The 12021-nt window shown below is 67.0% G+C and carries 10 protein-coding genes; all 10 read right to left on the bottom strand.

The genetic code is table 11. The features are described 5' to 3' along the window. Positions 1-44: 44 nt before the first annotated feature. On the bottom strand, positions 45-1130 hold the full coding sequence (locus OHB41_RS29715; RefSeq protein ID WP_266701176.1) for an ABC transporter ATP-binding protein: 1086 nt from the start codon (positions 1128-1130) through the stop codon (positions 45-47). Continuing rightward, positions 1123-2133 carry an ABC transporter ATP-binding protein gene (locus OHB41_RS29710; protein WP_266701175.1) on the bottom strand — a complete coding sequence of 337 codons (1011 nt, stop codon included), beginning with the start codon at positions 2131-2133 and terminating at the stop codon, positions 1123-1125. The genes OHB41_RS29715 and OHB41_RS29710 overlap by 8 nt, the downstream gene beginning before the upstream one ends. A 5-nt stretch (positions 2134-2138) precedes the next feature. Continuing rightward, positions 2139-3122, bottom strand: coding sequence for an ABC transporter permease (locus OHB41_RS29705; protein ID WP_266701174.1), 984 nt, complete (start codon positions 3120-3122; stop codon positions 2139-2141). Further along, the gene (locus tag OHB41_RS29700) at positions 3115-4038 is read right to left on the bottom strand and encodes an ABC transporter permease (RefSeq protein ID WP_266701173.1); all 924 of its coding nucleotides are present in this window, start codon (positions 4036-4038) and stop codon (positions 3115-3117) included. The genes OHB41_RS29705 and OHB41_RS29700 overlap by 8 nt, the downstream gene beginning before the upstream one ends. Positions 4039-4101: 63 nt before the next feature. Beyond that, the gene (locus tag OHB41_RS29695; protein WP_266701172.1) at positions 4102-5739 is read right to left on the bottom strand and encodes a peptide ABC transporter substrate-binding protein; all 1638 of its coding nucleotides are present in this window, start codon (positions 5737-5739) and stop codon (positions 4102-4104) included. 288 nt (positions 5740-6027) lie between these two features. Continuing rightward, positions 6028-7176 (bottom strand): ABC transporter ATP-binding protein, encoded by a 1149-nt coding sequence (locus OHB41_RS29690; protein ID WP_266701171.1) that lies wholly within the window; start codon positions 7174-7176, stop codon positions 6028-6030. Continuing rightward, positions 7169-8230 carry an ABC transporter ATP-binding protein gene (locus tag OHB41_RS29685; RefSeq protein ID WP_451288942.1) on the bottom strand — a complete coding sequence of 354 codons (1062 nt, stop codon included), beginning with the start codon at positions 8228-8230 and terminating at the stop codon, positions 7169-7171. The genes OHB41_RS29690 and OHB41_RS29685 overlap by 8 nt, the downstream gene beginning before the upstream one ends. Before the next feature lie 11 nt (positions 8231-8241). Next, the gene (locus OHB41_RS29680) at positions 8242-9180 is read right to left on the bottom strand and encodes an ABC transporter permease (protein WP_266701170.1); all 939 of its coding nucleotides are present in this window, start codon (positions 9178-9180) and stop codon (positions 8242-8244) included. Then, positions 9173-10099 (bottom strand): ABC transporter permease, encoded by a 927-nt coding sequence (locus OHB41_RS29675; RefSeq protein WP_266701169.1) that lies wholly within the window; start codon positions 10097-10099, stop codon positions 9173-9175. The genes OHB41_RS29680 and OHB41_RS29675 overlap by 8 nt, the downstream gene beginning before the upstream one ends. Before the next feature lie 150 nt (positions 10100-10249). Further along, entirely contained in the window at positions 10250-11872 is a 1623-nt protein-coding gene (locus OHB41_RS29670) for a peptide ABC transporter substrate-binding protein (protein ID WP_266701168.1), read from the bottom strand. Positions 11873-12021: the final 149 nt, after the last annotated feature.

Genomic DNA, 12021 nt, shown 5'->3' with positions numbered 1-12021 from the left:
CCAAGTTGCCTGCGTGTTAACGAAATTGATGCGCATTTTTCGGCCTATGTACGCTCGTCCGACGGGCCGTCCGGCGCCCTGGGCGGTGTGTCGTCCAGTGCTCCCTCGGGCGGTACGACCTGCTTCTCCTCGGCGAAATGGCAGGCCGAGGCGTGCGCGGCCGGCCCCTCGGTGTGGCGGAACTCCGCGGGCACGGCGAGCAGCGGCACCTCCAGCGCGCACCGCTCCTGCGCCTTCCAGCAGCGGGTGCGGAAGCGGCAGCCGGACGGGATGTTCGCCGGGGAGGGCACATCTCCGCTGAGGATGATCCGCTCACGGTGCTCGCGGGCCTCGGGGTCGGGCACGGGCACGGCGGAGAGCAGGGCCTGGGTGTAGGGATGCGTCGGATGGTCGTAGATCTCGGCGTCCCTGCCCGTCTCCACGATCCGCCCGAGGTACATGACGCCGACCCGGTCGGAGATGTGCCGCACGATGGAGAGGTCGTGCGCGATGAACACGTAGCTGAGGTCGAACTCGTCCTGGAGCCTCGCCATCAGGTTGATCACCTGAGCCTGCACGGAGACGTCGAGCGCGGAGACCGGCTCGTCCGCGACGATGATCTCCGGGCGCAGCGCCAGCCCCCGCGCGATGCCGATGCGCTGGCGCTGGCCGCCGGAGAACTGGTGCGGATAGCGGTTGATGTACTCGGGGTTGAGCCCGACCACGTCCAGCAGGTCCTGGACACGCTTCCGGCGGTCGCCCTTCGGCGCGACCTCGGGGTGGATCTCGTACGGCTCCCCGATGATGTCGCCGACGGTCATCCGGGGGTTGAGCGAGGTGTACGGGTCCTGGAAGACCATCTGGATGTTGCGGCGGACGGCCTTGAGGGCGCGGCCGGACAGCCGGGTGATGTCCTCGCCCTTGTACTTGATCACCCCGGCGGTCGGCCGCTCCAGGTTGACCAGCATCTTCGCGACCGTGGACTTGCCGCAGCCGGACTCCCCGACGATGCCGAGGGTCTCGCCACGGCCGAGGTGGAAGTCGACCCCGTCGACGGCCCTGACCGCGCCGATCTGCTTCTTGAAGAGGATTCCCCGCGTGAGCGGGTAGTGCTTGACCAGTCCGCTGACCTCCAGCAGTGCCTCAGGCACGGGGGCCTCCCCCGGTGGTCCCGGCGTCGAGCGTCTCCCGCCAGAAGAAGCAGGCGCTGGTGCGCTCGCCGCCCCCCTCGTCCACCTCGGCGAGCGGCGGCACCTCGGTCCGGCAGATGTCCTGGGCCATCGGGCAGCGGGGGTTGAAGGCGCAGCCGGGCGGGATGTGCATCAGGTTCGGCGGCAGGCCCTTGATGGCGTAGAGCTCGTGGCCCTTCTGGTCGAGCCGGGGGATCGACTCCAGCAGGCCCTTCGTATAGGGGTGGGCCGGGGCCTTGTAGATGTCGTGGACCGGCGCCGACTCGACGATCCGGCCCGCGTACATCACGGCGATCCGGTCCGCGACGTCGGCGACCACGCCGAGGTCGTGGGTGATGAGGATGAGCCCCATGTTGAGCTCGCGCTGCAGCTCGGCGAGGAGGTCCATGACCTGGGCCTGAACCGTGACGTCGAGGGCGGTGGTGGGTTCGTCGGCGATGATCAGCGCGGGTTCGAGGGCCAGCGCCATGGCGATCATGATGCGCTGGCGCATGCCTCCGGAGAACTGGTGCGGATAGTCGCGCACCCGCTGGGCGGCGGCCGGGATCCGTACCCGGTCCATCAGCTCGACCGCCTTGGCCCGGGCGTCCTTGCGGGACATCCCGCGGTGCACGGTGAACATCTCGCCGAGCTGGTCGCCGACGCTGAGCACCGGGTTCAGGGAGGACAGCGCGTCCTGGAAGATCATCGCCATCTCGGCGCCGCGCACCTTGCGCCGCTCGTCCTCCTTGAACTTCAGCAGGTCCTTGCCCTGGAAGAGGATCTCGCCGCCGGTGATCCTGCCGGGCGGCATGTCGAGGATGCCCATCACGGCCTGCGCGGTCACGGACTTGCCCGAGCCGGACTCGCCGAGCACGGCGAGCGTCTCGCCCTCGTCCACGCCGTAGGTGACTCCGTTGACGGCCTTGGCGACCCCGTCCCTGGTTCTGAACTCCACGTGCAGGTCGCGCACTTCGAGCAGCACGGCGGTCACCTCAGCTTCGGGTCGAGGGCGTCGCGCACCGCGTCGCCGAGCATGATGAACGCGAGCACGGTGATCGCGAGGGCGCCGGCGGGCCACAGCAGCATGTGCGGGGCCTGGCGGATGTACGCGGACGCCGAGGAGATGTCGATTCCCCAGGACACCGTCGGGGGCTTGAGGCCGACCCCGAGGTAGGAGAGCGTCGCCTCCAGCGAGATGTACGTGCCGAGCGCGATGGTCGCCACGACGATCACCGGCGCGATCGCGTTGGGCGTGATGTGCCGCAGCAGCAGCCGGGAGTTGGAGGCGCCGAGGGCGCGGGCGGCTTGTACGTAGTCGTTCTGCTTGGTGGTGATGACGGAACCGCGCGCGATCCGGGAGATCTGGGGCCAGCCGAGCAGCACCATGAACCCGATGACGGGCCAGACCGTGTTGCTGGTCACCACGGACAGGAGGACCAGACCGCCGAGCACGACGGGGATCGCGAAGAAGATGTCGGTGATCCGGGACAGGACCCCGTCCGACGCCCCGCCGAAGTACCCGGCGAGGCCGCCGAGTACGGAGCCGAGGATCGCGACGCCGAGGGTGGCGCAGACGCCGACCGTGATCGAGACCCGGGTCCCGTACACCGTCCGTGTGTAGACGTCGCAGCCCTGTCCGTCGAACCCGAAGGGGTGGCCCGGCTGCGAGCCCTGCTGGGCCTTGGCGAGGTCGCACTTGAGGGGGTTCTGGCCGGCGATCAACGAGGGCCAGATGGAGATGACGACCAGGAAGAGGATGACCAGTCCGGCGACGATGAAGACGGGGTTGCGCCGCAGGTCCCGCCAGGCGTCGGACCACAGGCTCCTGGGCTTCTCCTGCGGGCCCGTGCCCAGCGGTCCTCCGGGGGTCCTCTCCAGGGTCTCGGCCTCGCTGGCGGCGAGGTCCATGGCGCCGCCCATCCCGGTCGCGGCGATGGCGCCCTGCTGGTCGAACGGCGGCTGCTCAGGCATAGCGGATCCTCGGGTCGAGTACGGCGTAGAGGAGGTCTACGAGCAGGTTGGCGACCAGGAAGACGATGACCAGGACGGTCACGAAACCGACGACGGTCTGGGTGTTCTGGCGCAGGATGCCCTGGTAGAGCTGGAAGCCGACGCCGTGGATGTTGAAGATCCGCTCGGTGACGATCGCGCCGCCCATGAGGGCGCCGATGTCCGTGCCGATGAAGGTGACCACGGGGATCAGCGAGTTGCGCAGCAGGTGCTTGGTGATGACCCGGCGCCGGGGCAGGCCCTTGGCGACGGCCGTACGGACGTAGTCGGACCGCCTGTTCTCCGCGATGGAGGTCCGGGTCAGGCGGGTCACGTAGGCGAGCGACACGGAGGCGAGGACCAGGCCGGGCACGATCAGTTCGCCGAAGGCGGCGTCCGGGGAGACCGAGGGTTTGATCCAGCCCCACTCGACGCCCAGCAGCAGCTGGAGCAGCAGGCCGGTCACGAAGGTGGGCACCGAGATGACGACGAGGGTCAGCAGCAGGACCCCCGAGTCGACGGGCCGTCCGCGGCGCAGACCCGTGATGACGCCGAGCGTGATGCCGATGACGATCTCGAAGAGGATCGCGACGATCGTCAGCCGGATGGTGACCGGGAACGCGGACCCCATCAGCTCCGTGACGGGCTGTCCGTTGAAGGCGGTGCCGAAGTCGCCGGTGAAGACGTTGCCCATGTAGGTCAGGTACTGCTGCCACACCGGCTGGTCGAGACCGAACTCCTTGCGCAGCTGGGTGGCGGTGGCGGGATCGCACTGCCGCTCGCCGCACAGACCCGCGATGGGGTCGCCCATCACGTTCACCATCAGGAAGATCAACAGCGTGGCACCGATGAAGACCGGGATCATCTGCAGCAGGCGCCGGATCACGTACCGTCCCATGAGGGCTCCGGAGATAGGTGCGGGCGGGCGCCCAGGACTGCCCGGGACTGCCCGCCCTTCGGCTCAGCTGACCTTGATCTCGTTGTAGACGGGGACGCTGAACTGGTTGAGCGCCACGTGGGAGACGCGGTCCGAGTAGCCCGCGCTGCCGTTCTGGTACCAGAGCGGGATCGCGGCCATGTTGTCCCGCACGACGCCCTCGGCCTGCTGGAAGAGCGAGACGGCCTTGGCCCGGTCGGTCTCGGCGTTCGCCCGGTCGACGAGCTTGTCGAAGTCCTTGTTGGACCACTTGCCGTCGTTGGAGGAGGCGTTCGTGTAGTACAGCGGCTGCAGGAAGTTCTGGATCAGCGGGTAGTCCATCTGCCAGCCGGCCCGGAAGGGGCCCGACATCTTGTGCTGGGTGATCTGGTTGCGGAAGTCGGCGAAGGTGCCGATCGGGTTGCCGACGCAGGCCTTGTCGTTGCCCATGGCGTTGTTGACGGAGTGGCAGACGGCGTCCACCCACTCCTTGTGGGAGCCGGTGTCCGCGTTGTAGGAGATCTTGAGCTGGCCGCCGGGCAGACCGCCGCCCTCCTGGATCAGCTTCTTGGCCTCGGTCGGGTTGTACGTGCAGGAACCGCCGCACAGTCCGTCCTGGAAGCCGCCGTCCTTGCCGAGCACCGGTGAGGTCCAGTCGGTGGCCGGGGTGCGGGTCTTCTGGAAGATCGTGTTCGTGATCTGGTCGCGGTCGATCGCCATGGACAGGCCCTTGCGGACCTTCTCCGACCCGCTCTTGTCCCAGTTCTTGTCGTAGAACGGGAAGGCGAGTGTCTGGATGATGCCGGCCGGTGTGTTGATGTAGCGGCCCCCGAGGTCGCTCTTCACGTTCTTGAGCTGGGAGGCGGGCACGTCGTCGACGAGGTCGAGGTTGCCGGCGATCAGGTCGGTGTAGGCGGTGTTGTTGTCGGTGTAGACCTTCAGGTCCACCCCGTCGTTCTGCGCCTTGTCCGTGCCGGGGTAGCCGTCCCACTTCCGCAGGGACATCAAGGATCCCTTGCTGTACGAGTCGACGGAGTAGGGTCCGTTGCCGACCGGCTTCTTCAGCCAGGCCGCGTGGTCGTTGAAGAACGCCTTGGGCAGCGGCGCGTAGGCGACGTATCCGAGGGTGTCGGGGAACGTCGAGAACTTCTGGTTGAGCTTCACGGTGAAGGTGTCGGTGCCGGTGACCTTGAGCCCGGACAGCTTGTCCGCGCTCTGTGTGCCGGTGTCGGGGTGGACCTTGTCGTACCCGTCGATGTACCCGAAGAAGTACGCGTTCTTCTGGTTGTTCTTCAGGCTCGCGCCGTAGTTCCAGGCGTCCACGAAGGACTGGGCGGTGACGGCCTCGCCGTTGCTGAATTTCCAGCCGCTCTTGACCGTGATCGTGAAGTTCTGCGAGTCCGAGGTGTCGATCTTCTGCGCCAGCATGTCCTGGGCCGCGCCGGTCTTGGCGTCGTACCGCTTCAGACCCCGGAAGATCATGTCGAGGACCTTGCCGCCCTGCACCTCGTTGGTGTTGGCCGGCTCCAGCGGGTTCTGCGGGTCGCCCCAGGAGGAACTCACGATTCCGGAGCCGCTGCCGCCGCCACCGCCGCCACCGCCGCCGCCGCTTCCGCAGGCGGTCGCCGCCAGGGCGATCGCCGCCGCGCCAGCGGCCCATTTGGCGTGCGTGGCTCCACGCATGGAGTGCCTCCTCTAAGTGCGCTGTGCCGCCAGCGCCGGGGCGCTGTTCCATTACCAGTCAATATCAACCGGTAACAGACATCACGCACATTCAGCCCACCCGTACGTGGAACAACACACTCGGAGGAGGGCGCGGCGTCCGGCGTCCGGCCCCATCGGCGGATCACGCCCCTTCTTCCCGCCACGGCCCGGCATGACATGGAAAAGGCCCGCCATGACATGGAAAAAGCCGGTTCCCGGCACCGGACTGGCGGTGCCGGGAACCGGCGGGATCGGACGACGCGCGGCTCAGGCGGCGTGCACGATGTCCTTCTCCTCGGCGAAGTGGCACGCCGACTCGTGCGCCGCCGGGGTGTCCACGCCCTGGAAGACCTCGGGCACAGCGAGGAGCGGCACCTGCTCGGCGCACTTGTCCTGCGCCTTCCAGCAACGGGTGCGGAAGCTGCAGCCGGACGGCGGGTTGGCCGGGGAGGGCACGTCGCCGGTCAGGATGATCCGCTCGCGCTGCTCGCGGGCGTCCGGGTCCGGCACGGGCACGGCCGACAGCAGCGCCTGGGTGTAGGGGTGCGTCGGGTGCTCGTAGATCTGCTCGTCGGAGCCGATCTCCGCCATCTTGCCGAGGTACATCACGCCGACCCGGTCCGAGATGTGCCGGACGATCGACAGGTCGTGCGCGATGAAGATGTAGGAGAGGTTGAACTCGTCCTGCAGTCGCGCCATCAGGTTGATGACCTGTGCCTGCACCGACACGTCGAGGGCCGACACCGGCTCGTCGCAGATGATGATCTCGGGGTTGAGCGCGAGACCACGGGCGATGCCGATGCGCTGGCGCTGGCCGCCCGAGAACTGGTGCGGGTAACGGTTGATGTACTCGGGGTTGAGACCGACGACGTCCAGGAGGTCCTTCACCTTGCGGCGCCGGTCACCCTTCGGGGCCACCTCGGGGTGGATGTCGAAGGGCTCCCCGATGATGTCGCCCACCGTCATACGCGGGTTGAGCGAGGTGTACGGGTCCTGGAAGATCATCTGGATGTTCCGGCGGACCGCCTTCAGGGCACGCCCGGACAGTTTGGTGATGTCCTGGCCCTTGTAGAAGACCTCGCCGGCCGTCGCCTGCTCCAGGCTCATCAGGAGCTTGGCCACCGTCGACTTGCCACAGCCGGACTCACCCACGATGCCCAGGGTCTCGCCCTGGTACAGGTCGAAGGAGACGCCGTCGACGGCCTTCACCGCGCCGATCTGCCGCTTGATGACGATGCCCTGCGTCAGCGGGAAGTGCTTGACGAGGTTGCGCACCTGCAGGATCGGTTCACCGCGGTCGACCGGCGCGTCCAGGGCGGCGATCTCCTCCTCCACGGAGTGCGCGTCGGCGATCTCCACCTCGGAGACGTTCGGCGTCGCGTCCGTCGGCTCGGCGGACTTGGTCGGGTCAGCCATGGATCGTCTCCTTCCAGAAGTGGCACGCGCTGGCGCGGCCCGGCAGTTCCGTTCCGTCCCGCTCGGTCACCTGGACCAGCGCGGGACGCTCGGTGCGGCAGATGTCCTGTGCCATCTCGCAGCGCGGGTTGAAGGCGCAGCCGCTCGGCACCTTCAGCAGGTTGGGCGGCAGGCCCTTGATCGCGTAGAGCTCCTGGCCCTTCTGGTCCAGGCGCGGGATCGAGTCGAGCAGGCCGCTGGTGTAGGGGTGGGCCGGGCGCTTGTACAGCTCGTGCACCGGCGCCGTCTCGACGATCCGCCCCGCGTACATCACCGCGATCTTGTCGGCGACGTCGGCGACGACACCGAGGTCGTGGGTGATGAGGATCAGACCCATGTGGTACTCGCGCTGGAGCTCCGCGAGCAGGTCCATCACCTGGGCCTGGACCGTCACGTCGAGGGCCGTGGTCGGCTCGTCGGCGATGATCAGGTCCGGTTCCAGCGCCAGCGCCATGGCGATCATGATGCGCTGACGCATACCGCCCGAGAACTGGTGGGGGTAGTCGTTCACCCGGGCCGCGGCGCCCGGGATCTTCACCCGGTCCATCAGCTCGACGGCCTTGGCCTTGGCCTCCTTGCGCGACAGCCCCTGGTGGACGCGGAACATCTCACCGAGCTGGTAGCCCACGCTGAGCACGGGGTTGAGGGAGGACAGCGCGTCCTGGAAGATCATCGCGATCCGCGCACCGCGCAGCTTGCGCCGCTCCTCGTTGGACATGGTGAGCATGTCCTGGCCGTGGAAGCGGATCTCCCCCTTGGGGATGCGGGCCGGCGGCATGTCCAGGATGCCCATGATCGCCTGCGCGGTCACGGACTTGCCGGAGCCGGACTCGCCGAGCACGGCGAGCGTCTCCCCGGAGTTCACCGAGTAGTTGACGCCGTTGACGGCGCGGACCACACCCTCACGGGTCTGGAACTCGACGTGCAGGTCACGCACTTCGAGCAGCGGGGCGGTCTTGCCGCCGTCGCCGGATCGCGGAGCCGGGATGGCGTCCTTGGTGTCGATGTCGGTCACGTACGCCTCCCTCAGCGCATCTTGGGATCGAAGGCGTCGCGAACCACGTCGCCGAGCATGATGAACGCCAGCACGGTAAGGCTCAGGGCACCGGCCGGGAACAGCAGGGCGTGCGGCGAGGTCAGGAACCGGTCCTGGGCGTCACTGATCATCACGCCCCAGGAGATGTTCGGGTACTGGATGCCGATGCCCAGGTAGGACAGGGCGGCTTCGGCACCGATGTAGACACCGAGGTTCATCGTGGTGATGACGATGACGGGGGCGAGCGTGTTCGGCAGGATGTGCCGGAACGCGATCCGCCACGAACCCGCGCCCAGCGCGCGGGCGGCCATCACGTAGTCGTTGTACTTGTTCGCGATGACCTCGCCGCGCATGATCCGGAAGACCTGCGGCCAGCCGAGGATCGCCATGATGAGCGACACCGACCAGACGTCACCGCCACCCCAGACCGACATGATCAGCAGACCACCGATGAGGAGCGGCAGGCCCGCGAACACCTCGGTGATCCGGGACAGCACCGCGTCCGCCCAGCCGCCGATCAGGCCGGCCAGCATGCCCACCAGGCCGCCGATCAAGGTGGTGGCGATGGTGGTCACCACACCGACGACGATCGAGTTGCGCGTGCCGTACACGGTCCGCGTGTAGATGTCGCAGCCCTGCACGTCGAAGCCGAACAGGTGCCCGGACGACGGCCCGCTCATGGAGTTCTGCAGCTGGCAGAAGCCGTCCGAGAACGGGGAGCGCGCCGTGAACAGGCTGGGCGCGATCGCCAGCGCGAGCAGGCACACGATGACCAAGGCGGTCACGATGAACATCGGCCGCTTGCGCAGGTCCGACCAGCCGTCCTTGAGGAGGCTCGCCTGACGGGCCGCCGCCTTCTCCTCGGCCTCGGTCTCCTTGGCGAGGGCGGCCTCGTCGGTGGTGGGCCTCTCTATCGTCTTCTCACTCATAACGGATCCTCGGGTCGAGCACGGCGTACATCAGGTCTACGACGAGGTTGGCGACCAGGTAGATCAGCACCAGCAGGGTCACCAGGCCGACCACGACGGGTCGCTCGCGCAGATACAAGGACTGAGCCAGCTGGCCACCGAGACCGGGCATGTTGAACACGCGCTCGGTGATGATGGCGCCGCCCATGAGGGCGCCGAGGTCGAAGCCCAGGAAGGTGACGACCGGAATCATGGAGTTGCGCAGGGCGTGCACGCCGATGACGCGGCGCCGGGGCAGACCCTTCGCGATCGCGGTACGGACGTAGTCGGCACGGATCGACTCCGTCATGCTCGACCGCACCAGTCGCGCGATGTACGCCATGGAGGTCGCGGCGAGCACGACGGCCGGAAGGATGTAGCTCTGCGGCCAGCCCTTCTCGATGCCGGCGACCGGGGTGAGCTTGAGGTTCATGCCGAACTCGAGCTGGAGCACGCTACCGAACACGAAGACCGGGATCGAGATCAGTACGAGGGTCGCGACCAGCACCACGTTGTCGAGGAACTTGCCCCGCTTCAGAGCGGAGAGGATGCCCGCGACGACGCCGATGACGGCCTCGATGGCGAAGGCGGTCAGGCCCAGCTTCAGGGTGACCGGGAACCGCTCGGACACGATGTCGGAGATGGCACGTCCGTTGTACGTCTCACCGAGGTCACCGGTGAAGACGCCGCTGATGTAGTGCCAGTACTGCTGGTACAGCGGTTCGTTCAGGTGGTAATGCGCGCGGAGGATCGCCGCGATGTTGGGGTCGGCGCGCTTGTCGCCGGCCAGTGCCTGGATCGGGTCGCCGGGCAACGCGAAGACCAAGCAGAAGATGATGAACGTGACGCCTATCACCACAGGGATCACCTGCAGGAGGCGGCGCACGACGTATCGGCCCATGGGTACTCCAGAGGGGGGTGCTCAACCCGCCCGGTGGCCGGGGCGGCGGCACTGTCGGACGGAAGACGGCAGAAGGGGTGAGCAGGGGAAGGCTTTGAGCTCCTCCCCTGCTCACCCCCTGTCCGTGTGTCGGACCTGCTCAGATACGGCTCAGCTGAGCTTGACCGTGTCCCACAGGATCTGGTGGCCGGCGACCTTCATCGACTTGATCTTGTCGCTGAAGCCCGCGTTCAGGGTGTAGAAGTACACCGGGATGTAGGGCATGTCCTTCAGAAGGACGTCGTCGGCCTGCTGGTAGTTCTTGACCGCTTCCTCGTGGGTCGGAGCCTGGTCGCCCTTGACGAGGAGCTTCTCGAAGTCCTCGTTGACGTAACCCGAGTAGTTCGAGCCGTTGGCGATGGCTTCCTTCGAGAAGACCGGGCGGAGGTAGTCCTCGGCGTCCGGGTAGTCCATGCTCCACGCCATACGGAAGGCGCCCTGGTACTTCTTGGCGTCCAGGTCGTTGAGGATGGTCTGGAACTGCTCGAACGGCTTGGCCGTCACCTTCAGGCCCAGGTTCTGCTGGAGCTGGTTGGCGACCGCCTCGATCCACTCCTTGTGGCCGCCGTCGGCGTTGTAGCCGAGCTCCAGCTTGTTGCCCGGCAGCCCGCCACTCTGCTTGTAGAGCTCCTTGGCCTTGGCCACGTTCAGGGTGCAGGCGTCACCGCAGGCGCCCTTGCGGTAACCGTCGATGATCGGGCTGATGTAGTCGTCCGCGGGCGTACGGGCCCCGAGGAAGACCTTGTCGGCGATCGTCTGCCGGTCGATGGCCATGGAGATGGCCTTGCGCAGGTCGGCGTTCTGGAACGCCTTGTTGTACTTGATCGGGAAGCCGATGTAACCGACGGCCGAGTCGGCCTCGTCGATCGTGCGGTTCGGCAGGTCCTTCTTGTACGTCGGCAGGCCCGAGGTCGGGATCGTCAGCAGGCTGTCGAGGTTGCCGGCGACGAGGTCCTTGTAGGCGGTGTCCGGGTTCGAGTAGATCTTGAAGTTGACACCCTTGACCTCGATCTTCGAGGCGTCCGGGTACTTGTCGTACTTCGTGGTGTCGATCTGCTCGTTGTGCTTGAACTTGCCCTTCATCTCGAAGGGGCCGTTGCCGATCGGGGCCTCGCCGAAGCCCTTCGGGTCCTTGAAGAACGCCTTGGGCAGCGGAACGAACGCCGTGAAGGACAGCTGCGACGGGAACGCCGAGAACGCGCCGCTCAGAGTGACCTGGAGCGTGCTGTCGTCGACGGCCTTCAGACCCGACAGCTTGTCGGTCGTCGGCTTCTTGCCCTCGCCCGGGTTCAGGTCGCTGTAGCCCGCGATGTGGCTGAACAGCGGGTTGGTCTGCTGCGCGTTGGTCTGGTTCGCGCCGTAGTTCCACGCGTCGATGAAGGACTGGGCCGTCACCTTCTCGCCGTTGTGGAACGTGTAACCCGACTTCAGCTTGATCGTCCAGACCTTGTTGTCCTTGGTCTCGATCGACTCAGCCATGGCGTTGACGACCTTGTTGCTGGCGTCAAGCTTGGTCAGACCCGTGAAGAGGGCGTTGATGACCTGGCCGCCCTCGGTCTCGTACGTGTTGGAGGGAACCAGCGAGTTCTGCGGTTCGCCGATCTCCACCGACACGACGCCGTTGCCCTTGCCGCTGCCCGAGCTGCTGTCGCCCCCGCCACCGCCACAGGCCGTCGCACCCAGCGCCACAACTGCGGCTATCGCAACCCACTTGGCGCTCTTGGCACCACGCATGGGGCTCCTCCTCATGAGTCCATTGGTTCACCACTTGGAAGGGCACATGACACATCACCGTCACCGGCGCCTGAAACGGTCAAGTGCCCCCGCGCTCGTGAGTCGGCGCCACCAGCAGCGCATGACCCGTTGATCCGAGCTCTACGCGC

Origin of the sequence: Streptomyces sp. NBC_01571, from assembly GCF_026339875.1 — a bacterium.
Lineage (GTDB): Bacteria > Actinomycetota > Actinomycetes > Streptomycetales > Streptomycetaceae > Streptomyces.
The sequence above is the reverse complement of the archived record's forward strand: the minus strand, read 5'-3'. Positions and strand labels throughout refer to the sequence as shown.

Excerpts from the sequence above, each read along its gene's own strand:
- OHB41_RS29705 (WP_266701174.1), bottom strand. The coding sequence starts at position 3,122 with ATGCCTGAGCAGCCGCCGTTCGACCAGCAGGGCGCCATCGCCGCGACC.
- OHB41_RS29700 (WP_266701173.1), bottom strand. The coding sequence starts at position 4,038 with ATGGGACGGTACGTGATCCGGCGCCTGCTGCAGATGATCCCGGTCTTC.
- OHB41_RS29695 (WP_266701172.1), bottom strand. The coding sequence starts at position 5,739 with ATGCGTGGAGCCACGCACGCCAAATGGGCCGCTGGCGCGGCGGCGATC.
- OHB41_RS29690 (WP_266701171.1), bottom strand. The coding sequence starts at position 7,176 with ATGGCTGACCCGACCAAGTCCGCCGAGCCGACGGACGCGACGCCGAAC.
- OHB41_RS29680 (WP_266701170.1), bottom strand. The coding sequence starts at position 9,180 with ATGAGTGAGAAGACGATAGAGAGGCCCACCACCGACGAGGCCGCCCTC.
- OHB41_RS29675 (WP_266701169.1), bottom strand. The coding sequence starts at position 10,099 with ATGGGCCGATACGTCGTGCGCCGCCTCCTGCAGGTGATCCCTGTGGTG.
- OHB41_RS29670 (WP_266701168.1), bottom strand. The coding sequence starts at position 11,872 with ATGCGTGGTGCCAAGAGCGCCAAGTGGGTTGCGATAGCCGCAGTTGTG.